Annotated in this window: 24 protein-coding genes; 14 read left to right on the top strand and 10 right to left on the bottom strand. The window is 59.5% G+C overall.

Annotated elements, in window-relative coordinates:
- The first annotated feature begins 23 nt into the window (after nt 1-23).
- From cysT to K0O24_RS08725, 3 genes are read left to right on the top strand one after another with little or no spacing between them, the layout of a single operon-like run.
- Nucleotides 24-845, top strand: a complete 822-nt coding sequence (cysT, locus tag K0O24_RS08735) for a sulfate ABC transporter permease subunit CysT (protein ID WP_219892372.1) — start codon at nt 24-26, stop codon at nt 843-845.
- Nucleotides 842-1,684, top strand: a complete 843-nt coding sequence (gene cysW / locus K0O24_RS08730) for a sulfate ABC transporter permease subunit CysW (protein ID WP_219892371.1) — start codon at nt 842-844, stop codon at nt 1,682-1,684. The genes cysT and cysW overlap by 4 nt, the downstream gene beginning before the upstream one ends.
- A gap of 4 nt (nt 1,685-1,688) precedes the next feature.
- Nucleotides 1,689-2,405: a sulfate/molybdate ABC transporter ATP-binding protein gene (locus K0O24_RS08725; protein ID WP_219892370.1), complete on the top strand. Its 717-nt coding sequence runs from the start codon at nt 1,689-1,691 to the stop codon at nt 2,403-2,405.
- Here the strand turns inward: K0O24_RS08725 and K0O24_RS08720 are convergent.
- The 3 genes from K0O24_RS08720 to K0O24_RS08710 are packed head-to-tail and all read right to left on the bottom strand — an operon-like array spanning nt 2,402 to nt 5,981.
- Nucleotides 2,402-2,794: a YdbL family probable chaperone protein gene (locus K0O24_RS08720; protein ID WP_219892369.1), complete on the bottom strand. Its 393-nt coding sequence runs from the start codon at nt 2,792-2,794 to the stop codon at nt 2,402-2,404. The two genes, K0O24_RS08725 and K0O24_RS08720, sit on opposite strands and share 4 nt — an antisense overlap.
- The gene (locus K0O24_RS08715) at nt 2,791-2,979 is read right to left on the bottom strand and encodes a YnbE family lipoprotein (RefSeq protein WP_219892368.1); all 189 of its coding nucleotides are present in this window, start codon (nt 2,977-2,979) and stop codon (nt 2,791-2,793) included. Before K0O24_RS08715 ends, K0O24_RS08720 begins: the two co-directional genes overlap by 4 nt.
- Before the next feature lie 47 nt (nt 2,980-3,026).
- On the bottom strand, nt 3,027-5,981 hold the full coding sequence (locus K0O24_RS08710; RefSeq protein WP_219892367.1) for an intermembrane phospholipid transport YdbH family protein: 2,955 nt from the start codon (nt 5,979-5,981) through the stop codon (nt 3,027-3,029).
- Between the two features lie 122 nt (nt 5,982-6,103).
- Between K0O24_RS08710 and thrB the strand changes: the two genes are divergently transcribed.
- Genes thrB through K0O24_RS08695 form a run of 3 tightly spaced genes read left to right on the top strand, consistent with a single transcriptional unit; the run spans nt 6,104 to nt 7,698 of the window.
- A complete protein-coding gene (gene thrB, locus K0O24_RS08705) occupies nt 6,104-7,042 on the top strand; it encodes a homoserine kinase (protein ID WP_219892366.1) in 939 nt (312 codons plus the stop codon).
- Entirely contained in the window at nt 7,039-7,494 is a 456-nt protein-coding gene (gene rnhA, locus K0O24_RS08700; protein ID WP_219892365.1) for a ribonuclease HI, read from the top strand. Before thrB ends, rnhA begins: the two co-directional genes overlap by 4 nt.
- Before the next feature lie 30 nt (nt 7,495-7,524).
- On the top strand, nt 7,525-7,698 hold the full coding sequence (locus K0O24_RS08695) for a YegP family protein (RefSeq protein ID WP_219892364.1): 174 nt from the start codon (nt 7,525-7,527) through the stop codon (nt 7,696-7,698).
- On the opposite strand, the gene K0O24_RS08690 is transcribed toward K0O24_RS08695, so the two are convergent.
- Entirely contained in the window at nt 7,691-8,803 is a 1,113-nt protein-coding gene (locus K0O24_RS08690; protein WP_343211230.1) for an NAD(P)/FAD-dependent oxidoreductase, read from the bottom strand. The genes K0O24_RS08695 and K0O24_RS08690 overlap by 8 nt on opposite strands.
- Nucleotides 8,803-9,750, bottom strand: a complete 948-nt coding sequence (locus K0O24_RS08685) for an alpha/beta fold hydrolase (protein ID WP_219892363.1) — start codon at nt 9,748-9,750, stop codon at nt 8,803-8,805. The genes K0O24_RS08690 and K0O24_RS08685 overlap by 1 nt, the downstream gene beginning before the upstream one ends.
- A 48-nt stretch (nt 9,751-9,798) precedes the next feature.
- Here K0O24_RS08685 and K0O24_RS08680 point away from each other — a divergent pair, with 48 nt between their 5' ends.
- From K0O24_RS08680 to K0O24_RS08650, 7 genes are read left to right on the top strand one after another with little or no spacing between them, the layout of a single operon-like run.
- Complete coding sequence (locus K0O24_RS08680) at nt 9,799-10,272, top strand: A24 family peptidase (RefSeq protein WP_219892362.1); 474 nt, start codon at nt 9,799-9,801, stop codon at nt 10,270-10,272.
- Between the two features lie 47 nt (nt 10,273-10,319).
- Nucleotides 10,320-11,339, top strand: a complete 1,020-nt coding sequence (gene cpaB / locus K0O24_RS08675) for a Flp pilus assembly protein CpaB (RefSeq protein WP_219892361.1) — start codon at nt 10,320-10,322, stop codon at nt 11,337-11,339.
- A gap of 1 nt (nt 11,340) precedes the next feature.
- Nucleotides 11,341-12,999: a type II and III secretion system protein family protein gene (locus K0O24_RS08670; RefSeq protein WP_246610933.1), complete on the top strand. Its 1,659-nt coding sequence runs from the start codon at nt 11,341-11,343 to the stop codon at nt 12,997-12,999.
- Between the two features lie 23 nt (nt 13,000-13,022).
- The gene (locus K0O24_RS08665) at nt 13,023-13,649 is read left to right on the top strand and encodes a CpaD family pilus assembly protein (protein ID WP_219892360.1); all 627 of its coding nucleotides are present in this window, start codon (nt 13,023-13,025) and stop codon (nt 13,647-13,649) included.
- Nucleotides 13,649-14,956, top strand: a complete 1,308-nt coding sequence (locus tag K0O24_RS08660) for a nucleotide-binding protein (RefSeq protein WP_219892359.1) — start codon at nt 13,649-13,651, stop codon at nt 14,954-14,956. Before K0O24_RS08665 ends, K0O24_RS08660 begins: the two co-directional genes overlap by 1 nt.
- Before the next feature lie 37 nt (nt 14,957-14,993).
- Nucleotides 14,994-15,959, top strand: a complete 966-nt coding sequence (locus K0O24_RS08655) for a type II secretion system F family protein (protein ID WP_219892358.1) — start codon at nt 14,994-14,996, stop codon at nt 15,957-15,959.
- Between the two features lie 28 nt (nt 15,960-15,987).
- Entirely contained in the window at nt 15,988-16,986 is a 999-nt protein-coding gene (locus K0O24_RS08650) for a type II secretion system F family protein (RefSeq protein WP_219892357.1), read from the top strand.
- A 3-nt stretch (nt 16,987-16,989) separates the two neighbouring features.
- On the opposite strand, the gene K0O24_RS08645 is transcribed toward K0O24_RS08650, so the two are convergent.
- The 5 genes from K0O24_RS08645 to K0O24_RS08625 are packed head-to-tail and all read right to left on the bottom strand — an operon-like array spanning nt 16,990 to nt 23,940.
- On the bottom strand, nt 16,990-17,514 hold the full coding sequence (locus K0O24_RS08645) for a DUF1254 domain-containing protein (RefSeq protein ID WP_219892356.1): 525 nt from the start codon (nt 17,512-17,514) through the stop codon (nt 16,990-16,992).
- Entirely contained in the window at nt 17,511-18,086 is a 576-nt protein-coding gene (locus K0O24_RS08640; protein WP_219892355.1) for a DUF1214 domain-containing protein, read from the bottom strand. The genes K0O24_RS08645 and K0O24_RS08640 overlap by 4 nt, the downstream gene beginning before the upstream one ends.
- Before the next feature lie 2 nt (nt 18,087-18,088).
- Nucleotides 18,089-20,740 (bottom strand): pyruvate, phosphate dikinase, encoded by a 2,652-nt coding sequence (gene ppdK, locus K0O24_RS08635; protein ID WP_219892354.1) that lies wholly within the window; start codon nt 20,738-20,740, stop codon nt 18,089-18,091.
- A gap of 6 nt (nt 20,741-20,746) precedes the next feature.
- Nucleotides 20,747-23,071 (bottom strand): glycine--tRNA ligase subunit beta, encoded by a 2,325-nt coding sequence (gene glyS / locus K0O24_RS08630; RefSeq protein ID WP_219895554.1) that lies wholly within the window; start codon nt 23,069-23,071, stop codon nt 20,747-20,749.
- Nucleotides 23,068-23,940: a glycine--tRNA ligase subunit alpha gene (locus K0O24_RS08625; protein WP_219892353.1), complete on the bottom strand. Its 873-nt coding sequence runs from the start codon at nt 23,938-23,940 to the stop codon at nt 23,068-23,070. The genes glyS and K0O24_RS08625 overlap by 4 nt, the downstream gene beginning before the upstream one ends.
- A gap of 83 nt (nt 23,941-24,023) precedes the next feature.
- Between K0O24_RS08625 and K0O24_RS08620 the strand changes: the two genes are divergently transcribed.
- Entirely contained in the window at nt 24,024-24,917 is an 894-nt protein-coding gene (locus K0O24_RS08620) for a TraB/GumN family protein (protein ID WP_219892352.1), read from the top strand.
- Nucleotides 24,918-24,932 lie beyond the last annotated feature (15 nt).

Raw genomic sequence — 24,932 nt, 5'->3', positions numbered from 1 at the left:
GTGGGTAAATCGGGAATCTTATCATGACGCGACGCTCCGCCCTCCCAGGCTTCGGCATGACGTTGGGGCTGACACTGTTCTGGGTCAGCCTTATCGTCATCATCCCGGTTGCAGCTGTTTTCCTGCGAAGCCTCAGCGACGGCTGGCACCATTTTCTGACGGTCGGCTTTTCGAGCCGCGCGATGGCTGCCTATCGCGTCACGTTCGGCGCGGCCGCTTTGGCGACCCTGATCAATGCCGTCTTTGGCCTGCTGGTGGCCTGGGTGCTGGTGCGCTTCGATTTTCCGGGACGACGCATGCTCTCCGCCGCAGTCGATCTTCCCTTTGCCTTGCCTACAGCCGTTGCCGGCATTGCCCTGACGGCCATCTATGCCGACACAGGATGGATCGGGTCCTGGCTCGAGCCGCTTGGCATCAAGATCGCCTATCAACCGCAGGGCATTGTGGTTGCGCTGATCTTCATTGGCCTGCCCTTCATCGTTCGTGCGGTCGAACCGGTGCTCGGCGACCTTGATCGGGGCTTTGAAGAAGCAGCGGCGAGCCTGGGAGCAACGCGGTGGCAAGTCTTTTCCCGCGTCATCTTCCCGGAAATCGCGCCGGCTCTGGTGACCGGCTGCGCCTTGGCTTTTGCAAGGTGCGTCGGTGAATATGGCTCGGTGATTTTCATAGCCGGGAATATCCCCAAAGTTTCGGAGATCGCCCCGCTGCTGATCGTCACGAGCCTTGAGCAATATGACTATGCCGGCGCTTCCGCGATTGCGGTCGTCATGTTGCTGATCTCTTTTGCCATGCTTGCACTGATCAATCGGCTTCAGCACCGCGCACAGCGCAGGGTGGGCCTGTGAACAGGCGCTCGAGCCTTGCAACGCCAGGATGGCTCAAAGTTGCGCTTATTGGCGGCGCGCTTGCCTATATCGTCCTCGTGCTCTTGTTGCCGCTGGCGGCAGTCTTCGTGGAAGCGTTGCGCGAAGGGTGGCCGGCCTATGTTGCGGCACTCGAGGAACCTGATGCCGTTGCGGCCGTCAAGCTTACGCTTTGGGTGGCCGCAATCTCCGTGCCGCTGAACATGGTGTTTGGCATCGTGGCCGCCTGGGCAATCACCAAGCACGACTTCCGGGGAAAAGCCTGGCTTGTGACCTTTATCGAACTGCCCTTTTCAATTTCCCCCGTCGTTTCCGGCCTGATCTATGTGCTGATCTTTGGAGCACAGGGCTGGCTTGGCGATTGGCTGCAGGAACGTGACATCCAGATCATCTTTGCCGTGCCCGGCATCGTGCTGGCGACGATCTTCGTGACCTTCCCCTTTGTGGCCCGACAGATAATCCCGCTGATGACCGCGCAAGGGCGGGCAGCAGAGGAAGCTGCACTGTCGCTCGGCGCAAACGGGTGGCAGACATTCTGGCATGTGACCCTGCCAGATATTCGCTGGGCACTGCTTTACGGCGTGCTCCTGTGCAACGCGCGGGCCATGGGAGAATTCGGAGCCGTTTCGGTCGTATCCGGGCACATTCGTGGGGAAACCAATACGATCCCGCTGCACGTCGAGGTGCTTTACAACGAATATAATTTTGTGGCTGCTTTTGCAGTCGCGTCGATACTGGCTGGCCTCGCCTTGGTCACGCTGGTTCTTAAAAGCCTGCTCGAATGGCGGCATGGCGACGATCTGAAGGCACAAGGACACTGACGACATGACAATCGAGGTGCGTGACATTGTGAAGCGTTATGACGGGCATAGCGCCCTCGACGGCGTTTCGCTGGCCATTGACGACGGCGCATTTGTGGCGCTGCTCGGCCCATCAGGATCCGGCAAGACCACCCTTTTGAGGATCATTGCGGGACTTGCCTTTGCCGATGAAGGCACAGTGCTGTTCGGTGGCAAGGACGTGACCGACGTTCCTGTGCAGGAACGTGGGATAGGTTTCGTCTTCCAGAATTATGCCCTGTTCCGGCACATGACGGTTGCGTCGAACATAGCCTTTGGCCTGAATGTCATGAAACGGCGGGAACGGCCTGGAAAAGCTGCGATTAATGAACGGGTCCGCGAGTTGCTCGATCTTGTCCAGCTGTCAGGTATGGGCGACCGCTATCCCACACAATTGTCCGGAGGCCAGCGGCAACGCGTCGCATTGGCCCGCGCCCTCGCCCGCAACCCGAGCATCCTCTTGCTCGATGAACCATTTGGCGCGCTGGATGCGAAAGTCCGCAAAGAACTGCGCGATGCGCTGCGCGGAATTCACGACCGGCTCGGCATCACGTCAATTTTTGTGACGCACGACCGGGAAGAGGCCTTCGCCCTGGCGGATAAGGTTGCCATACTGGACTTTGGAGCCATTCAACAGTTCGACCGGCCAAACACCATTGTCGAAAAACCGGCCAATGCGTTTGTTGCCGATTTCCTGAGTTAACCCGCACAATAGGCTGGCAACGAGATTGGTGCGTCGCTTTTCACGCGCCATACGCCGTCGGGCAGCAAATAGGCGCGACCCGTCGGCACGCGCGTGGCAAGGGTTTCGCAGCCGACCGCTGCGGCCACTTCCTTCACCGTAGCGCCCTTTTGCGCGGCCCGCTGGGTATAGGCGGCGCGACGCTTGATGTTGATTGCATCGACTTCCGCACGCAAGGCCTCGGAAGCCGAGCCGCGGATGCCCAGATAGCCGTCCGCCTGCTCGCCCACACTGCCTTCTGCGAGAGCTGCTGAAACAAGGCCGGCCGATTGCGCAATTGCAATACCGCCACTGATGACAAGTGTAGCACTTGCCGCAAGGCCCGCGAAGATAGTCAACGTCTTCTTCATTTTGGAAACAGCTCCGGATTATCTTTGATGAGGTCGTTTGCATCCTGTTTCAGGCTGTAAACCACCTCTTGCCTGATATTCACGTTCAGGTTGATCTCGATAGGCTTGTCGGGCGCTTTCACAGTCACACATCCCGCCAAAAGTGCCGCTACAGCGGCGAAAGCCAAGAGTGTGTGTTGTTTCATGCGACCGGCGTAACCTTCGGGCCTCACTGTCGTCAACATCAATCCCCTCATTGCACACGCTCGCTTTCTGGCGGCTGAATGGTTTTCGCTGGCCCAATCCGCTGAAGATCGGGATTCAGTCTTTCGATCAGTAGCGAAGGATCGCTGATTGTCCGGCTCATGTCGAACAATTTACGGAATGGCGCTGTAATCGTGACATTGAATATGAATGGAAAATTGGTGAGGCCAGTGACACGGATTGGTATCGGGAACTTGGCCCGAACCCCTTCGATCGGTGCCTGATTGACGCCTGCAAAGCTGACGCGCGTCACGACATCCCCGTCCAGTGGGCCGTCAAGATCGATACTCAACCGATCATATTTGATCGATTTCAGCGCATCGAATGCAACGCGACCCATTGTTCCCAGGTTTTGGTTCGATATTTCACCGACATAGGCCAGTGTCCCGCCATTGCGCGCAACGAGCCTGCCGCCCTCGATCCGCCCGCCATGTTCATCGAAGATCATCGGCAACGTGCCGTCATAGACCCCGGTCGCATCGATATTCTCGAACTGCAGCTGATTGATGAACTGCCCAGCATCCATTCCCTCCACCCGGAAAGTCAAACGCCGCTCCGCTGCCGCCGAAAGATCGATCGTCGTGGGTTCGAGAATCAGGAACCCTCCGGCAAATGGCCACCTCCCCCCTTCGATCCTCAGTTTCAGCCCGGGCAGAAGTTGATAGTGAATATTGCCATCGACTACAGCGATACCGGGATTGATCGAACTGATCGTCACCATTTGGCCCGCCTTGGTCTCAATCCCCAGAAGGTCTGACAAGGCAATCTCGCCCTTGAGGCCCGTGACCGGACCGAATGCTGCCGCGAGATCCAGACTTTCGGTTCGAAATTTGCCCGTGCTTGTCACAGTATCAGGGCTCCAGCGGATTTCACCGCGCCCGTTGATTGTGCCGACGACATTGGCAATCACGCCCAATGTCGTGGTCGTGAGCATTTCAGGCTGGAGTGCGCGGCCGAACGTGAGGCCGTTCACGTCAATTGTCGCGCCGCCGGTTCCTGACGACAGTTCATGCCTGATCGCCAATTCTGCAACCTGGGCGAGGGTTTTCGGTTCGCGCGCAACGCCGTTCGCGAGGATCAGATTATTGGCAAATTGCAGCGAGAAACTATCCACAAACAGCGGGTTGAAGCGTGGATCGGTCGACAGGCCGTCAGCAAGCCGCAAGCCGCCTTGAAGCATCAACCTGCTGTTCGAGAACTGCCAGGCCCCGCTCCCCTCGGACATTTTCAACGGCACATTGCCAATTGAACCAGACGCTCCGGAAAATTTGCCTTCAGCCCGTCCTTCGCCAAATCTTCCTGTCAATGCAGTCACATCAAGCATGGAGAGGCGATTTCCCGGCCCAAGCCTTACACCCAGGCTGTCGACGGCAAAATCGCCGCGCGAGAACCCGATGCGGGCTCCATTGGCCGCAATTCGAATGGGGGAGTCGCCAAGGCGGCCAGCAAATAGTGCTGGCGCGAGCCGCGCTTCCTTGCCGGCCAAACACACGTTCAAGGAGGAAGGTGCCAGACGGAGCCCTGCTATTTCCAGAGTGCGAAATCCGGACTTGAAGCATCCACCAAGCGGATTGTGCCCAGGTCGCACTGCAATCGGTACGCTCAAACCCGTAATGCGCCCGCTGCCGAGGGGGCCATCGAGAAGCGCATTGGTCCGTACGCCAAAGCCAGAAGCGTTCGCGCGCATTTCCACTGGCGTAAGCACCAGTTGTGCGCTGCCTGCGCGATACGGCTGAAAACGGGCCGACCCGGTCCAAACTCCCTTGTTCAGGGCGAAGCGTGCCACACTGATCGGAAATCCCCCACCCGAAAGGGCAAAGTCGCCACTGAAGTTTGCCTGCCCTTTGCCAAGCGGGAAAACCAATCCGCGACCATTTCCGAGCAATCGGGCGCCTGACGCGGCAATAATTGTCGGTGGGCCGACGAACACGGATTGTTGCATTCGGGTCGCGTGATACTCGACTGGGGCAATCACGGTACTGCCCTTGCCGAGGCCAGCCAGAGCCTCACGAAATTGCTTCAGAAGCGGCTCGAGCGGCGTCCCTCCGGCCGTTGGAATCGCAGCAACAAGCCGTTTCTGTTCAGCCGCAGTGGGCCGAACGCCATCCAACTGAAGTTTCGCGGCCAAAGTTCTGGCACCGCCGTCCTGCGCGAATTTTCCGTCGGCGCGCAGAGATTTTGCCTTGCCCCGCGCGAGCGACTCCACACCAGCGCCCAGCGACCAGTCCGCCGTTGCACTTGTGAAGGATTCGTTCGTGCTTCCATTCAGTCGTATTGCTGGTTGGGCGAGAATATTCCTGTCAAACTTCAGCCTTGACGCCGCGATTGACCCTTCAGCCAATATGCGCCGTCGTTCGGTGGTGATTTTCAATCGTGTTGCAACGTCATCAAGCCCCACGCGACCGACCTGCACATGCTTTGACGTGCCGGCCAGCAAGCCGGAAAAGCCGTCGGCAAGATTGCCCTTGCCATCAAGGCGGAAGTCCAACTGCCCGTAATCTGTTGCAAGCGCCAGGCGGGCGTTGCTGAGCGAAAGGTCATAGGTTGGAAGAGTGAAAGGTTCACCGCTGGGCGTTGGAAGCAATCTGTCGACAGCACCAAAGCTCAGTCTGCCGTTCGAAAATTGCCCGCGCAGTTGAACCCCGCCCGCCCGCAAGGTGCGGACCACCACGCCGGAAAGGCCGACGCCCAGTTCAATCTCTGCCCAATCCGCGACAAGATCGGGGTTTTTCGGATCGCCAATAACGATATGTTCGAGCCGCTGCGTTCTTGGCCCAATCGCCTTGATGTCATAGTGCGCATTGACTTTGCGCCCCGCCAGTTGCGCGTCAGCAAAGCGACGCGCGATCGTTTTCCGTTCAAGATAGAGTCCCAAGGCCACCAGAAAGGCAAGGATGACCAGGGAGAAAAGGATTCGCCGAAGAGTGGCTGACAAACGCATCATAACAGACAAGCGGCTTTACCTCGCGCAATCAAGCGAATTGCGTCGGGCAAGACCCTCCTTTACGGGGCAAACCCTGATGATTTTACTTTTTGCCCCTCAGACCCTGAACGGCGGCTGACGTTATGGCCGTATATACACATATTCCCGCGGAAGACATGGCGGAGCTTGTCCATGCCTTCGGCGCGGGCAGCCTGCTTTCTGCCAAGGGCATTGCCGAGGGCGTGGAGAACAGCAACTACCTTCTGGATACAACGGATGGCCGTTTCATCCTGACTGTCTATGAAAAGCGTGTCGACACCAACGACCTCCCCTTCTTTCTTTCGCTGATCGACCATTTGGCAGACAATGGCTGCCCAGTGCCTCGCGCGCGCCATACTGAGAGCGGCGCCGCAACAATTGTCTGGCATAGAAAGACCATTGCGCTGATCGAATTTGCGGAAGGTCTGTCGGTTTCCCATCCGACCGCTGCCCAAGCGCATGCCGTCGGTGCGGCGCTGGGCCAAGTCCACAAAGCGGCAGCAAGCTTCAAGATGAGCCGGCCGAACAGTCTGGGTCCGGAAGGCTGGTTCGACCTTGCCGAGCGTTGTGGAGAAGATCTCGATGCAATCCAGATTGGCCTGAGGGAACGAATTGCCAAGGAATGCACGTTCCTCAACAGCCACTGGCCAGCAACCCTGCCGAAGAGCGTTATTCACGCAGACCTGTTTCCGGACAATGTGTTGATGGTCGGCAGCTCGGTAAGCGCACTGATCGACTTCTACTTTGCCTGCACCGAAGTGCGCGCTTGGGATGTCGCGATCACCCATGCAGCCTGGAGTTTTCAGAACGACGGCACGGGATTCGATGCTGCCATCGGAGACGCGATCCTTGACGGATATGAGGAAACATTCGGTTTGACCGACGATGAGCGCGCCGCATTTTCGATCCTCGCGCGCGGCGCGTGTCTGCGCTTCCTCCTGACACGCGCGTGGGACTGGCTCAACACACCAACCGATGCGCTCGTCACCCGCAAGGATCCGCTCGCCTTTCTTCGGCGCCTTGAGCATTACGCCGCGCAATGAATGAGCTTTCCCGCGTGAAAGTCGTCACCGACGGCGCCTGCAAGGGCAACCCGGGGCCCGGTGGCTGGGGCGTCCTTATCCGCTCCGGTACGCGAGAGAAGGAATTGTCAGGCGGCGAGAAGCACACGACCAACAACCGCATGGAATTGACTGCAGCCATTCGCGGCCTTGAGGCGCTCACGCGCCCGTGTCATGTGACCCTTGTGACTGACAGCGTCTATGTGAAAGACGGAATCACGCGCTGGATCCATGGATGGCAGCGCAATGGCTGGCGAACCGCCGACAAGAAGCCGGTCAAGAATGCCGAGCTCTGGCAGGAGCTTCTCGAGGCCACGGCGCGGCACAGGATCGATTGGGTCTGGGTCAAAGGCCATGCCGGCGATGAGGACAATGAACGGGCAGACCGACTGGCCAGCGATGCAGCCTTGATTGCACAGGCAAGCGGTGCATAACTTGCGATTCCACCAGAAGGAGTCGGGGCTATGAAATTCGAGGTGTACAAGGATAAGAAGGGCGAACATCGCTGGCGTCTGCGCCATGGCAATGGAAACATCCTTGCAACCGCAAGCGAGGGCTATGCCTCCAAGGCCGGAGCGATGAAGTGCATCGAGAATGTCCAGAACTCGAGCTCGGCTGAAATAGTAACGCTCAAGTAAATCGGGCTGGCGCGTATCGCGCGGCGTCAATATTCTCGATCATCGGCGCAGCGGACTTGCCCGTAAGCAAGCTTGCGCCGATCTTGGCAGCGGCAGGCGCGGTCTGAATCCCGAAGCCTCCCTGCCCCGCGAACCAGAAAAAATCGGGATCCGCGATGTCGAATCCGTAAACAGGAAGGCGGTCCGGCGCAAAGCTCCGGAGACCGGCCCATTTGTGGCTTACCTGCCTCACTTGCCATTCGACCACGTGTTCAAGCCGGTCGATCGCTATTGCTATGTCCAATTCCTCAGGCGCAGCATCGGTAGGCGGTGACGGCGTTTCGTCGTGGGGGCTGAGCCAAAGTCCGTCACCGCCGTCCGACTTGAAGTAGAACTGGCCATTGATATCGATCGTCAGGGGCAGAGTTCTCGGGATCGGCCTATCAAAGCGCAACTGGATGATTGTTCGCCGGAACGGCGTGATGCCAATCGGTCGCACACCCGCAATGGCAGCTACCTCATCCGCCCAGGCTCCGGCAGCGTTGACAAGAACCTGTGCGGAAAACGACCCATGGCGCGTTTCGAGGTTCCAGCCCGCGCCGCCTCTTCGCGCTGACGTCAGGGCTGCATTGCAATGGAGAACAGCGCCACGACGTGCAGCCATGCGAAGATAGGCCTGATGGACACCAGCAACGTCGATATCTGCACAGTCAGGTTCACGCAGGCCCAATGTCCAGTCCGGCCTCAGGCCAGGACAATGCTGATCAAGGCCCGACCGGTCGAGCCATTCGAAACTGAGGCCGTTTGCCGCAAAGGAATCTGCAAAGGCCTGCAGCTTGTCTCGTTCTCCAGACCGGCACAGCGTGATTGCACCGCGGGGCGAAAGGAAAGACCCTGCCCCCACTTCGATCGGTGGTGTTGCAAGCCAGGACAGCGACGCCTTGGACAGCGGCTGCACATCGGGCCCGCCATAGGTCTCGTGCCAGAAAGCCGCCGAACGGCCGGTCGCATGATAGCCAGGCTGACTCTCGGCCTCCAGCAGCAGAACGGACATGTCCGCTGCCAGTTCCGCGGCAAGGCTCGCGCCTGCCATTCCAGCTCCGACAATTGCAACATCGTAATGCATCAGCGGCCTGCCCCAATCTTCCCAAGAAGTGCGTCGATCAGGGCAATCGCTTCATCCCTCGGGCCATCGCGTTCGCGCAGGATTTCGTGCGCGACACTTTTGTCGAACATCTTGAGCGTTGAACCGGGAATTCTCTTTGCAAAGCGCGGTATGGCCGCAGGACTCACAAGCTGGTCGCCGTAAGTGCCGATCAACAGAACCGGCAATCGAATTTCGCCAATGCCTCGGGAAGCCTCAAGTGCGAGTGCCGAGCCATAGGCCTGTTCAAGCCATTTGAGGCTGGGTGGGCCAAGTTCCAGTTCGGGCTTCTCATGCTTCCACCAGAGCTCGTCATTGTACCGATCCACATCCGACGTGAGAAAATTCTGCCGCGATGCCCCGCGCGGGGCCGGCCGTTCATTGACTTTCCAGGCTGCGCGCTCTGGCCAGAAGCGCGCGAGTTGCCTCACGAGCCAGGCAACGAGCGACAGTGGCAGCGGGCCTGTCTCAAATCCGAGCATGGGGGCGATCAGCACAGCAGCGTCGGGCGAGATGCGCTTTTCTGCCAATGCACGGAGTACAAGGTGGCCGCCCATGCTGTGCCCCATGATCACATGAGGGCCGGCACTACGCTTCGTCCAGTCGGCTGCAAATTCGGCAAGATCATCTATCCAGACACCGAAGTCGGTACAATGCCCGACATGCGGATCGGCGGAGAGGCGCCCCGAGCCGCCTTGTCCACGCCAATCGAAGGCGGTGATATTCCAGCCCAGCCCATGCCAGTGATCGAATACCTCTAGGTACTTTTCGATAATGTCGCCTCGGCCACCCTGAAACAGGATCGATCCGGCCGCCTGCCCCTCAATCGGCCATTCAAAGGTCCGCAACGGCCAGCCATCGCGCATCTGCACGGCGTCAAAGCGGGATCCGTCTGGATAGGAACGTCTGACACTGAGCGGAGAAGTCATGGCTATGGTTACTTTTTCGTAAGTGATTGGTCCTATTGGCACAGGCTTATGAGGATCGGAACACCGGAAATCGTCCTGCTGGGACTGTTGGCAACTCTGCTTCTGGTCGGGGCCATCACGGATTGGCGACGCCGAAGCATTGACAATTGGCTAACGGCGACCGTTGCATTGACAGCACCGCTCTACTGGTGGGCCGCAGGACTTGGCCTTTGGCCTGAAATATCCATTCAGGTCGCCGTCGCATCCGTTATCTTTGCAATCGGCATTGGCCTGTTCGCAATGGGCGCAATGGGCGGCGGCGACGTAAAGCTGCTTGGCGGCCTCGCACTCTGGTTCCCGGGCCTTGCCATGATGCGGCTCGTGATCGTCATGTCGATCATTGGCGGAATTCTGACAATTTTCATGCTGGTGCGGCACAAATTGATGAAAATCGAGGGCCAGCTCGAGATACCTTACGGCATCGCAATTTCGCTCGCCGGGATGTGGGCCATCTACGAACGAAATCTTAACCATTTTGGGTGAAGACCTGTCTCATTGGGTTTGACCTGTAATTTCGGGGGTTCGGCATCATGGATGCGAAGAAGATTATCCTGCTCGTTGTAGCACTGATCGTCGCGGGCGGCACTGCGTTCATGGCGAAGACCATGTTCAGCCAGGCCTCTGCGCCGCAAGTGTCTGCTGCAGTGATGCCGGCAAAGGACGGTCCACAGATCCTGGTCGCGACACGTTCGCTGCCAGTCGGCACGATCATAGAAGCCGATAGCTTCCGCTATCAGCCCTGGCCCTCCGAGCTGATCGAGAATGCCTATTATGTGAAGGGCGAAGCTGATCCGGCAAGCCTGCAGGGAACAGTTGTTCGCACGGCCGTGACGGCTGGCCAGCCGCTGACCAAGGGCGCGCTCGTCAAGTCCGGCGATCGTGGCTTCCTTGCTGCGGCCCTCGGCCCGGGCATGCGCGCAGTGACTGTGCCGGTTTCGGCGCAAAGCGGCGTCGCCGGCTTCGTCTTCCCGGGAGACCGTGTTGACCTCGTGCTGACCCAGACAGTCAGTGGCGATGGCGGCGGCCCGGCCTTGAAGACCTCTGAGACCTTCATTCGCAATGTCCGCGTTCTTGCCGTCGATCAGTCGACCGTTCCGGAAGACGATGAAGGCAACAAGCTTGTCAAAGTCGTTGCGACCGTAACGCTCGAAGCAACACCACGCATCGCAGAAAAGATTGCGGTTGCCCAGACAATCGGCAGCGTCTCTCTCTCGCTGCGCTCGATCGCCGACAACACGGCCGAACTCGAACGCGCCATTGCAGCAGGCGAAGTCAAGGTTCCCGAGGGCAATGATCCAAAGGCCGAAAAGAGCATGCTGCTCGCGGTAGCATCGCGTCCGGTCGATACCGACACTACCTTCGTGACGGGTGCAGATGTTTCGCGGTTCCAGCGTCGCTCGGTCCCGCGCCAGTCAATTGCGCCTGGTGCAGCGCCAAGTGCCCCAGCCTATTCGGGCGGCGCAGCAGATCCACAAGCATATGGACCGGTGGTGAAGGTTCTCCGCGGGAGCAACAAGACGCCGGATGTCATTCCGGTGGGAGGCAAGTAAGATGAAAAAATCGCAACTCTTCGCCAGTGCCTCGGCCATGCGCCTTGCCACGATGATTGCCGGATCGGCGATGCTGGTCAGCGCAATCGCAGCAGACGCCGCACCGAAAAAGAACCAGTCCTATCCAGCGGTCAATGTTTCGAGCGGCGCCCCGCGCACGCAACGTCCTTCAACGGACCTGAACCTCTCAGTCGGTCGCGGTCAGCTGATCAACCTGTCCGCTCCCATCAGTGACGTCTTCGTCGCCAATGAAGATGTAGCTGACGTCCAGGTTCGTTCGGCAACGCAGATCTATGTGTTTGCCAAGAAGCCAGGCGAATCGAGCGTGTTCGCGACAACCCGTTCCGGAACAGTCGTCTATTCGGCGAACGTCCGGGCCGGCACGAACACCAATTCCATCGATTCGATGCTGAAGCTCGCGATGCCGGAAGCGGTCATCCAGAGCACGCCAATGAACGGCCTTGTCCTCTTGACCGGCACCGTTGCTGGGCCGGAAGACAGTGCAGAGGCAGAACGGCTCGTCCAGGCCTTTGTGGGCGACGACACGAAGGTCGTCAGCCGCCTGCGGACTGCAACGCCATTGCAGGTGAATCTGCAGGTCAAGATTGCCGAAGTCAGCCGCACGCTGGTCAAGGAACTCGGGGTCAACCTGCTGAACCGTGACACAACCGGCGGGTTCCTGTTCGGAATTTCGCAGGGCCGCAATTTCGGAACCATCGGGAATATCCCGACGACCGGCTTTCCGACCGTGCCTGCATCGAACTTCTTTCCGGGCGCCACCGGTACGGTGACAATCAACCCTGCCACGGGCCTCCCGATTTTTGGCGGCGTCGGCACAGCGTATGATTTCAAGAATCTTGGCCTTGGCGCGGGCAAGACCTCAATTGGCCTTGCAGGCAAGTTCCTCGGTCTGGACCTGGCGTCCGCCATCGACCTTGCTGAAACCGAAGGCCTGGTGACGACGCTCGCCCAGCCGAATCTGACGGCGCTTTCGGGCGAAACCGCCAGCTTCCTCGCCGGTGGCGAATTCCCGATCCCGATTTCACAGCAGTTGGGTTCGGTCTCGATCGAATACAAGCAATATGGCGTCAGCCTGGCGTTCAGCCCGACGGTCCTTGCCGATGGCCGCATCTCAATGCGCGTCCGCCCGGAAGTGTCGGAGCTCACGAACGAAGGTTCGGTCACGCTGAACGGCTATACCGTGCCTGGCATTACAACTCGCCGCGCTGAAACGACTGTGGAGCTTGGTTCCGGTCAGTCCTTCATGATCGGCGGCCTGATGCGCAATTCGCAAACCAACTCGATTGATCGAGCGCCTGGGCTCGGCAATGTGCCGGTTCTTGGGGCCCTGTTCCGGTCCACACGGTATCGCAAGAGCGAAACCGAACTCGTGATCATTGTGACGCCTTATCTCGTCAAGCCTGTATCGGCCAACCAGATTGCGCTCCCGACTGACGGGTTCAAGGCTGCGACAGATGCACAACGCATTCTGCTCGGCCAGACGCATTCCGGTGACTCGGGCGAAAAGCGCCCTGTCCCGACAGAAGCCCCGCCGGCAACGATTGTCGCGCCTTCGGTCGGTGCCAGCGCGAAGCCTTCAACCGACAAGCAGACGAAGACTTCGCAAGCGGCCCCAGCGCCTGGCTTCAGCGGAAATTAACCCCAATCATGGAGATGAAAGTCATGCGTGCATCCCACTTTGCAACCCTGATTGGAATGAGCGTCGCGCTCACCGCGTGCGGGACCCAAAATCGGGGCGTTGAGGCGGTCCATCAGCCGGTCGTCAGCAAATCCAACTATGTGCTGGACGTCAATTCGGGCTATGAAGGCCTCGCACCTGGTGAATCCAGCCGCGTAGCCGGCTGGTTCGAATCCCTCCGACTTGGCTATGGCGACCACGTGTCGGTCGATGCGGCCGGCGGCAGCGATGCTGCGGCACGGGAGGCGGTTGCCGATGTGGCTGCGCGCTATGGCCTGCTCATCGACCCAACCGCCCCTGTAACCAATGGCGAAATCGCCCCTGGTAAGGTTCGCGTCGTCGTCAGCCGCACAACGGCAAAGGTGCCGAACTGCCCTGACTGGAGTGACAAGGGTGGTAACGATTTCAATTCCAACACCATGTCCAACTATGGATGCAGCATCAATTCGAACCTTGCTGCCATGGTCGCGAACCCGGAAGACCTGATTTACGGACAGCGGGCGACTGGCGCGAACGACGCTTCGACGGCGTCAAAGGCGATCAATTCCTATCGGAACCGCAAGCCAACGGGCGAAGGTGAGCTGAAACAAGAAAGTTCGAGGAGCAACTGATGAACGCGCCATGGTCTCCCAGTCGCCACGGTGCGACAACACGTGATCCTTTTTCTGCTTACATCTGCGACGATGCTACGGCGGATACCATCCGCCCCGTCTGCGCAGAAATGGGCTGGCCGGTCGAAAAGATCAACAAGGGCGGCCTGCGCAACGCAGTCCAGTCGCTCTCCGTGTCCGCCAGCCCGAACATCCTGTTTGTAGATCTGTCCGAATCCGGTGATCCGCTGAACGACATCAATGCGCTTGCAGAGGTCTGCGAGCCTGGTACCGTTGTAATCGCTGCGGGCGAAGTCAACGATGTCAGGCTCTATCGGGATCTCGTGGCGAGCGGGATTCAGGACTATCTGCTGAAGCCTTTCAATGCCGACCAGCTGCGCGAAGCCTTCGCACATGCCCAGGCCGTTCTGAACGGGCCGCGCCACAGCGAACCTGTCGCGGATCGTCCGCACATGACGGCGGCCATCATTGGCGCACGCGGCGGCGTAGGTGCTTCGACCATTGCCGCATCGCTGGCCTGGCTTTTCAGCGACAGCCAAAAGCGCTCAACGGCATTGCTCGACCTCGATGTTCACTTCGGGACCGGCGCTCTGTCTCTTGATCTCGAACCGGGTCGAGGCCTGACGGATGCCATCGAAAATCCAGGGCGTATCGACGGCCTGTTCATCGAGCGCGCCATGGTGCGTGCGAATGACAAGCTTTCGATCCTGTCGGCCGAAGCTCCAATGAGCCAGCCCCTGCTGAGCGATGGTGGAGCCTTCTACCAGCTTCAGGAAGAAATGCGCGCGGCCTTCGAATGCACCGTCATCGATCTGCCACGCCAGATGGTCATCCAGCATCCGCACCTGATGAACGAGATCCAGTCAGTGGTTGTTGTCTCGGAGCTTACACTCGTTGGCGCACGCGACGTGATCCGAATTCTGTCCTGGCTCAAAGCGAATGCCCCGCATGCAAATGTGGTGGTAACGCTGAATCGGGTCGGGCCGAACGGAACGACCGAGCTTTCGAAGAAGGATTTCGAATCTTCGATCGAACGCAAGGTCGATTTCGTGATCCCGCTTGACGCAAAAGTTGTCTGCCAAGCCGCAAAGCTGGGCAAGCCAGTTGTCGAAGTCGGCAAGACATCCAAGGTCGGCCAGGAGCTGCAGGCGATTGGCACGCGTCTCCTTCTCACGGCCGACGGCGGCGACGACAGCGTCGATATTGGCGGAGCCAAATCCGGAAAGTCGGCCTCCCTTGCGGACAAGATTGGCAGCCTGCGCTCACTTCTCCCGTCGAAGAAGGCAAAGGCCGATCTGGACGCGTGAATTGCAGGTCGTTTGACCGGTTAGGATAGGATCACCAATGCAGTGGATCGTGGTAGTCGCCGGGATGATCTTGAGCCTGATCATGCTGGGCGTGGCCTTCTCCGGGCCGTCGTTTGCTAAGGCGCAGTCGCGTCGTATCGACGGGGTAAAGGCACGTCATGGGGACATGCCATCGTACACCGTCGAATCCCAGATGCGCAAGATTACGGCGAACCGGGGATCGCGCGCGGACGGCATTGCAAGCAAGTATATTCCCAATCCTGCACTGCTCGCAAAGCGCCTGCAACAGACGGGCAAGAATTGGTCGCTCGCGAAATATGTCATGACCTGCGTCGGGATCATGCTCGTCATCACCTTGCTGGCCCTGATCAAGGGCGCGCCGATCATTCTGGGGCTGCTCGCCGGTTCGGCCATCGGACTTCTGGTGCCGCATCTGATTGTCGGAAGCCAGATCAAGAAGCGGATCAACAACTTCAATGCCAAATTTCCCGACGCCATCGAGCTTATGGTTCGCGGTCTGCGGTCTGGTCTGCCCATCTCTGAAACGCTTGGAATCGTTGCGAGCGAAGTTCCCGACCCCGTGGGTTCGGAGTTTCGCGGTGTCGCAGACCGCATCAAGATCGGCAAGACAATGGAAATGGCGCTGGAGGAAGCTGCCGATCGTATCGGAACGGCCGAATTTCAATTCTTTTGTATCACGCTTGCGATCCAGCGCGAAACGGGCGGCAACCTGGCAGAAACACTCTCAAACCTGGCAGACGTGTTGCGCAAGCGCGCCCAGATGAAGCTCAAGATCAGGGCGATGTCGTCCGAATCCAAGGCGTCCGCCTACATTATCGGCGTGCTCCCCTTCGGTGTGTTCGGCATGATCATGTACGTGAACCCGCCCTATATGATGCACTTCTTCGAAGACCAGCGACTGATGGTCGCAGGCCTTGGCGGCATGGTGTGGATGGGCATCGGTGCATTCATCATGTCCAAGATGATCAGTTTCGAAATCTGACGGTACGGTCAAAGGAAAGAGTCTAGAGATGCAAACGGGTGGGCCAACATTGCTGGGAGTCGACGTCCTCTGGGTCGCGACAATTTTGTCGGCAATTGCGACTCTTGCCGTCATCTTCGCGCTCTATACTGCGACAACGGTTCGCGATCCGATGGCCAGCCGCGTCAAGGCGCTGAATGAGCGTCGCGAGCAGTTGAAGGCCGGCATCATTGTTTCGAGCGGGAAGCGGCGCGCAAAGCTGACGCAGAAGAATGAGACCACGGACCGCATGCGCTCGCTGCTCTCTTCGCTGCGGGTCTTGCAGGAAGAACAACTCAAGGCCGCGCAGACAAAACTGGTCCAGGCAGGCATTCGTTCAAAAGACGCAGCCGTCGCGGTCATCTTCGCGCGCATGGTCTTGCCGATCGTTATTGGCGGTGGCGTCGCGCTGGCTGTCTATGCCTTTGGCTGGCATGCAGACTGGTCGGCCACAAAGAAGTTCTTCCTCGTGTCTGGCGCTCTGATCGGCAGCTACAAGGCGCCTGACATCTTCATCCAGAACAAGGTTTCGAAGCGTTCCGACCTGATCCGCAAGGGCTTGCCTGACGCACTCGACCTGCTGGTCATTTGTGCGGAAGCCGGCCTCACAGTCGATGCCGCTTTTCATCGCGTCGCACGCGAGCTTGGCAAGGCTTACCCGGAACTTGGCGACGAATTCGCGCTGACCGCGATCGAGCTTGGCTTCCTCACAGAGCGTCGCATGGCATTCGAAAACCTGTCGCGACGCGTTGCGCTTGATGCAGTTCGCGGCGTCGTCACAACAATGATCCAGACCGAGAAATACGGTACGCCGCTCGCGTCCGCACTGCGTGTTCTTTCCGCCGAATTCCGGAATGAGCGCATGATGCGTGCGGAAGAAAAGGCTGCGCGCCTTCCCGCGATCATGACGGTGCCGCTTATCCTTTTCATCCTTCCGGTGCTGTTCGTTGTCATCCTCGGCCCAGCGGCCTGCTCGATCAGCGACACCTTCGTAAACGGAAAGATCTAGGGCCTAGCCTCTGATCGTGGCGCAGTTCGATTGCCGTCTGATGGTGTCGAACTGCGCAATTTCCGCTGGATCGGCAAGCAATAGCCTTACAAGTGCAATCCCGCGATCATAACCGACGCGGATGGTCTCGACACCAGCCGGAACCTTCTGGCCCTCGCGGGCGATGGCGATCCGGACCGGCTTGCCTTCAGCCTGCGTATCGTTTCGCACAAAGACCACGTCAGTCCGCGCATCAAAAACACTGAGCGAAGAATAACGGCCAGCGACGGGCACATACCGGATCAGGAGCGGCCCCGCCGAAAGATCAAAGGGACAACTTGAATAGGCGAGATCCGGGCTCGGCCTGACAATCGGCTGATTGGCGGGGGTAGCGAGCTGACCATAGGACATGGTGTTCACGCCAGCCCGCGCAGACAGGCGTCGCACTGCGCCCTCCATCAGGCCGAAAGTCGCAGCAGCCAGTGTCGCATGCCAGGCCCCTGCCGCAGTTGCCAGAAAGACGAGAAGCGGAACGATCCAGCGCGTCATGCGCAATGCTCCTTCTTCAGCACCGGAAGGATCGCATCCTTTGGCGCAGCGCGAAATCCGGCGCCCGGATTGTACATCCGCAAGGTCAGCTCGAATGGCTGCCCCTTGGCACTCGGCAGCCAATGGCCATCCACCTTGTCCGGACCGATCGTCACCCGCCAACCGTCCTTTTCAGCCGGCGTGACCGACACCCCGCTGAACGACCAGATATTGGCGGCATTGGCGACAAGATAGCCCTGCTTGTCATAGTAGGTCACACTCCACCAGCGGGCATCGAGCGGCTTGCCCGTCATGGCATAGGTGCAGCTGCCGTCCAGCGGCACTCCGTCGCTATCAGTCGATGCGTTCCAATAGACGGTTTCGGTCGACGGCAAGGCCAGGATCCCGCGCAACGCAACTGACGCGCGCGTCAGGGAATCCGTATCTTTCGTTCCGTAATTCAGCGCGGTCGACCAGGGGCCATTGCTCAGGCGTCCGTCGTTGAGACCCTTGTGGATGACGGTCCATGCACTGCCCGCACCAATTGCCAGTCCGGCGACGACGGCAAGGGCATAATGGTGCCAGCGTTTCATCGCTAACCCTTTCGAAGCGCGGCCTGGGCGGCCGCCAGACGTGCGATTGGTACACGGTATGGCGATGCGGACACATAGTCGAGCCCTACACGTTCACAGAAATGGATCGACGCGGGATCACCGCCATGTTCTCCGCAGATCCCCAGCTTGATGTCGGGTCGTGTTGCACGGCCCCGTTCGGCCGCAAGCTGGACGAGTTGCCCCACTCCATCGATATCAAGGCTGACAAAGGGGTCCTGCGCATAAATGCCCTTGTCGACATATTGTGTCAGGAAGCGGCTCGCATCGTCACGGCTGACGCCCAGCGTCGTCTGAGTCAGGTCGTTGGTGCCAAAGCTGAAGAAGGCCCCGACTTCAGCAATTTCGCCGGCCATCAGCGCGGCGCGCGGCAACTCGATCATCGTGCCGACCAGGTACGTGATCCGCTTGCCGCGTTCGGCAAAGACGGCTTCAGCGGTCCGGTCGATCACCTCCTTCATCAATTCCAGCTCGCGCCGCGTCCCGACAAGAGGCACCATGACTTCCGGAATGGGCGAATCGTTTAGGTCGCAGGCCGCCTCGAAGATTGCGCGGGCCTGCATTTCATAGATTTCAGGATAGGTCACGCCCAGTCGGCAACCCCGGTGCCCAAGCATCGGATTGAACTCGTGCAGTTCCGCAGCGCGACGCTTCAGGATATCGATGCCGACGCCCGCCGCTTCGGCTACATCGGCAAAATCGGATTCTTCCGTCGGCAGGAATTCATGCAGCGGAGGATCGAGCAGTCGGATCGTGACCGGCAGGCCGGCCATCACTTCGAAGATGCCCTTGAAATCGGCCCGCTGTTCCGGAAGCAACTTGGCCAGCGCTGCACGCCTACCCGCTTCATCTTCGGCAAGGATCATCTGCCGTACGGCCGTGATCCGGCCCGCCTCGAAGAACATATGCTCGGTCCGGCACAGGCCGACCCCTTCTGCGCCGAAATCGCGGGCGATCCGACAATCGGCAGGCGTTTCGGCATTGGCACGCACCTTCATCCGCCGCGCCGCATCGGCCCAGACCATCAGCGTGCCGAAATCGCCGGATAGCTCCGGCTGGACGGTCGCCACTTCACCGAACATCACTTCGCCAGACGATCCGTCGATCGTGATGACTTCGCCTTCGCGGACTTCACGTCCGCCCACGCGGAAGACGCCTTCCTTGGAGTCGATGGCAACATTGCCCGCACCCGAGACACAGGGCCGGCCCATGCCACGCGCCACAACAGCCGCATGGCTGGTCATGCCGCCGCGCGCCGTGAGAATGCCCTTTGCGGCATGCATGCCATGAATATCCTCAGGAGACGTCTCCATCCGGACGAGGATGACGCTCTCACCCATCTCGGCACGCTTTTCGGCCGTGTCGCTGTCGAACACGGCAATACCTGAGGCAGCACCCGGAGAGGCCGGAAGGCCCTTGGCCAGAACGTCGCGGACCGCAGCCGGATCAAGCGTAGGGTGCAGCAACTGGTCAAGCGCAGCGGGGTCGACGCGCGCCACTGCCTCCTCCCGCGTGATCAGGCCCTGTTCGGCCATGTCGACTGCGATCTTCAGCGCTGCCTTTGCGGTCCGCTTGCCCGAACGTGTCTGGAGCATCCAGAGCTTGCCGCGTTCGACCGTGAACTCGATGTCCTGCATGTCGCGGTAGTGGGTCTCCAATATGTTGAAGACATTGGCGAGTTGCCCGTAGACGTCGGGCATCGCTTCTTCCATCGAAAGCGGCTTTGCGTTCGCTCGCTCGCGCGCGGCCTTCGTCAGATATTGCGGCGTGCGGATGCCGGCAACGACGTCTTCGCCCTGGGCGTTGATCAGGAATTCGCCATAATAGGCATTCTCGCCTGTCGCCGGATCGCGTGTGAAGGCGACGCCGGTGGCTGATGTTTCACCCATGTTGCCGAAGACCATCGCCTGTACATTGACGGCTGTGCCCCAGTCTCCCGGAATATTGTTGAGGCGGCGATAGACCTTGGCGCGTTCCGACTGCCATGAGCCGAACACTGCGCCCACCGCACCCCAAAGCTGATCATGCACATCCTGCGGAAAAGGCTTGCCCCATTGCTCTTCGACAAGTGCCTTGTAGCTGCCAACCAGTGACCTGAGGTCTTGAGCCGTCAGTTCAGTATCGAGGTAGAAGCCCTTGTCTTCCTTCGCAATTTCCAGTGCTTCCTCGAACGATCCGTGATCGAGTTCAAGGACGACATCGGCATACATCTGGATGAAGCGGCGATAGCTGTCCCACGCAAACCGCGCGTCGCCCGAAGAGGCCGCCAGGCCTTCGACAGTCTGGTCATTGAGGCCGAGGTTGAGGACGGTATCCATCATCCCGGGCATGGAAACCCGCGCGCCCGACCGGACGGAAACGAGCAGAGGATCCGCTGCATCGCCAAAGCGCTTTCCGGTCACCGCTTCGATATGGGCGATGCCGTTTGCGACTTCATCACGCAGGGAATCCGGAAAGACTTCGCCTTCATCATAATAGCGCGTGCACATGGCTGTCGTGATTGTGAATCCCGGGGGAACCGGCAGGCCGATTGCGGCCATCCCGTCCAGATTCGCACCCTTGCCGCCGAGTAGATTCTTGTCGCCAGCGCCACCGTCCGAAACGCCGCCGCCGAAGCGATACACATATTGCGTCATGAAGGCTTACCCCTCGATCTTGGAAAAATCCGCCACGCGATGCACCGCATCACGGAACCTTGCCAGCAATCCCAACCTGAACGCCCGCTTTTGCGGGTCTGGATCATTCACCATCACACCATCGAAGAACGCGTCGATCGGCGCGCGGAGCGTGGCGAGTGCCGCCATTGCCCCTTCGAAATCTTCTGCCTCGATTGCAGCTGTTGCCTTGGGCTCAGAAGCTTCGAGTGCATTGAGGAGGGCTACGTCAAACTCCGTTGCCCCTGCAAAGGCAGGGACCTGTTGGACGCCTTGGCTCCCGACTCCCGCAGAGGCCCCTGCCTCCGCAGGGGCGACGCCCTCCGCCTGCTTCAAGATATTCGCCGCCCGCTTGTAACCGGCGAGGAGGTTCGTACCTTCTTCAGTGGTGACAAACGCCTGCAATGCTTTCACGCGGGCAAGAAGGCGGACGAGATCGTCTTCCCCGCCCAGCGCGAAAACTGCATCGATCAGGTCATGCCGCACACCCGCCTCGCGCTGCTGGACTTTGAGACGGTCGGCGAGGAACTTGGACAATTCCTCATAAACTGGGACGCTAGCCCCATAAAGAAGCTGAGTTTCGCGAGCGACATAGGCTGACGCAATATCGCGTGCTTGGTCTTGGGTAATCTGAAGCGACGGCTGCTGCTCCATTTCTTTCCAGATCGCAGAGATATGAAGAACTGGTGCCTTTTCCACTGCGGCCAATTCCGCCGCTAAATCTATCGCTCGCTCGTGATCGGCAAATATCTTCGGCCACAAATCAGCAGTGGCTTTCGTTCTTATCTGCTCAATGTATTCGCTTCGGCCTTCAAACCAAGCGCCTTTGGCATCGAAGCGAAGGTTGTTCGACAAGACAAGCTGAACGAGCGCGAGCATCGCACGACGGAGCGCAAACGGATCCTTGGATCCAGTTGGCAGCATGTCTTCTGCAAAAAACCCAACCAGGGTATCCAGCTTGTCCGCCAAACTCACCGCCACCGTCACCGGCGCGGTTGGCACGTCATCGCCCTGCCCGACTGGCTTGTAGTGATCGCGCACCGCATCGGCGACCGCATCTGTCTCGCCCTGTGCGCGGGCGTAATAGCCGCCCATGATTCCTTGCAGTTCCGGAAATTCGCCGACCATCCCGGTGACGAGATCGGCCTTGCACAGCAGCGCCGCGCGTTCGGCATCGTTGGCGCTGGCCCCCTTGACGATCCCTTCTTCAACCAGCCAGCGCGCGAGTTTCGCCACGCGCTCGACCTTGTCGGCCACCGTCCCCAGCTTCTCGTGGAAGACAATGTCCTTGAGCTTTTCGGCCTGCGTCTCCAGCGGAACCTTCAGATCCTGTTCCCAGAAGAATTTCGCATCGGAAAGCCGTGCAGCCAGAACCTTCTCATTGCCCGCGACAATCGCTGCTCCGCCGTCATTCGCATTAATGTTGGCGGTGCAGACAAAGGCGTTGGCGAGCTTGCGCGCATCATCGCGGCAGATGAAATATTTCTGGTTCACGCGCGCCGTCAGCTGGATAACTTCTTCCGGCACCGCGAGAAACGCGGGATCGAAGCGGCCGAGCATGGGAACTGGCCATTCGGTCAGGCCCGCATTCTCGATCACCAGACCTTCATCCGGAACCAGTGTGAGGCCCGCAGCCGCTGCGGCCTTCTCGGCGCCCGAGCGGATGATTGCGCGGCGTTCTTCCTGATCGACGATCACATGGCAGGCATTGAGCTTTGCCGCATAATCGGCTGCGTTGCCGATCGTGACGTCCCCCGAATGATGGAAGCGATGGCCGACGGTTGCCGATCCGCTCGCCACGCCGTCAATCTCGAACGGCACCACAGTGTCGCCGAGCAGAGCCACAATGCCCTGGAGGGGCCGCACCCAGCGGAGGCTTTCAGTCGAGGCAGAGGCCGCGCCCCAGCGCATCGACTTGGGCCAGGGAAAGGCGCGAACGATGGTCGGGATCGCCTCGGCCAGCACATCCGCTGTCTGGCGTCCGGGCTTTGCGATCACGGCAAACCAGGTGCCGTCGCGATCCTCCAGTTGGTCCTGCGTCAATCCGGTCTTGCGGAGGAATCCTTCAAGTGCTTGCGGCGGCGCAGACGTTTTCGGTCCCTTCAGTTCCTCGCTGACAGCGCTTGTCTCAAGCGGCAGCCCTCGGGCGATCAGAGCCAGGCGGCGCGGCGTGGCATAGGTGACGATTTCGGTCGCCTGCAGACCGGCCTTGCCGATCTCCTCGGCAAAAAGCCGGGCCAGATCGGCACGCGCCTTGTCCTGCATCCGTGCCGGGATTTCCTCCGAACGGAGTTCGAGCAGGAAATCGGTCACGCCGTCCACCCGTTCTTGTCCATCCACGCCAGACAACTGCCCTTCGCCAGATCGCGGACCCGGCCCATGTAGCTGGCGCGTTCCTGCACGGAGATTACGCCGCGCGCCTGCAACAGGTTGAATAAATGGCTTGCCTCGATTGCCTGGTCATAAGCCGCAAGCGGAATATTCGCGTCGATGCAGCGCTTGCATTCGGCTTCCGCCTTGGCGAACCCGTCAAACAGGCTCGCGGTATCCGCGACTTCGAAATTATAGGTGCTGAATTCCACCTCGTTCTTGTGGAACACATCGCCATAGGTGACGCCCGCGTCATTGAAGGCAAGATCGTACACACTGTCCTTGCCCTGGATGTACATGGCGAGCCGTTCGAGCCCATAGGTCAGCTCGCCTGCAACCGGCTTGCAATCGAACCCGCCCATCTGCTGGAAATAGGTGAACTGCGTCACTTCCATCCCGTCGCACCAGACTTCCCAGCCCAGCCCCCAGGCACCGAGCGTAGGGCTTTCCCAATCATCCTCGACAAAGCGGATGTCGTGCTTCAGCGGATCGATGCCGATTGCGTCCAGCGAACCGAGGTAGAGTTCCTGCAGATTGGCCGGGCTCGGCTTCATGATGACCTGATACTGGTAATAATGCTGGAGCCGATTGGGGTTTTCGCCATAGCGACCGTCGGTCGGTCGGCGCGACGGCTGGACATAGGCTGCATTCCAGTGATCTGGCCCGAGGGCACGCAACGTTGTCGCCGGATGAAATGTCCCCGCGCCCACGCGCATGTCATATGGCTGGAGGATGACGCAGCCCTGCTTGCCCCAATAGTCATGGAGAGTCAGGATCAGGTCCTGAAAGCTCAGGGGTTTGCCTTCCATCATGCGCGCGGCCTTTGGCCGATGGACCGCTTCGGGTCAAGCAATCCGGCCTTGCTTTGCCGCCGAAATTGCCCTTGAAGGGCGCCATGTTCAAGAAGATGCGTTGGGCCTTGCCCGCACTGTCCCTGCTCGCCGCCTGCGCGAGCGCCTCCCCGCCCCCGCCAAAGGCTCCCCCTGCGCGTCCTGCATTGTGGAAAGTCTCCGATGCGGACACGACAATCTATCTGTTCGGGACGATCCATGTGCTGCGCAAGGACTTCCAGTGGCGCACGCCCGCAATCAACAAGGCCGTGCAAAGATCCCGGGAACTTGTGCTTGAGGTCAATGACCTGCAAGACAAGGATGCGACCGCCAAGACCTTCCTGAAGCTGGCCATCTCTCCCGGACTCCCGCCGGTGCTGGACCGCGTCCCACCCGACAAGCGGGCCGGATTAGAGGCATTGATGGAAAAGGCCGGAATGTCGGGGCCTGCGCTCAACCAGTTCGAAAGCTGGGCGGTTGCGGTGACGCTCGCCAGCGGACTGCTGAAGGACCTGGATGTCAGCCCCGACTATGGCGTCGAGAAGCAATTGCAGGCGACATTCGCGAAATCCAAAAAGCCCGTTTCGGGCCTAGAAACCACAGAATTGCAGCTTGGGCTGTTCGACAAGCTGCCGGAATCCGCGCAGCGTGCATTCCTCTCAAGCATGGTCGATGACTCAGTCGATCCGGCGAAGGAATTCAACGATATGGTGTCCGCCTGGAGCAAGGGTGACGACACCGCGATTGCTGCAAGCTTCGACGATGAATTCAAGCGCTCTCCTGAGCTCGCCCAATCGCTGCTTTACAATCGCAATGCCAATTGGAAGACTTGGGTCGAGAAGCGACTGAAGCAGCCTGGAACGGTCTTTGTCGCTGTCGGAGCCGGGCATCTGGCTGGCCCGGACTCGGTTGTCGCGATGCTGGCGAAGGAAAAGGTGAAGGTCGAGCGCATCCAATAGCTTGACCGCGGTGTA

The organism is Aquisediminimonas profunda, from assembly GCF_019443285.1.
Taxonomy (GTDB): Bacteria; Pseudomonadota; Alphaproteobacteria; order Sphingomonadales; family Sphingomonadaceae; genus Aquisediminimonas; species Aquisediminimonas profunda.
Note: the sequence above shows the minus strand (reverse complement) of the source record. Positions and strands in the feature narration are given on the sequence as shown.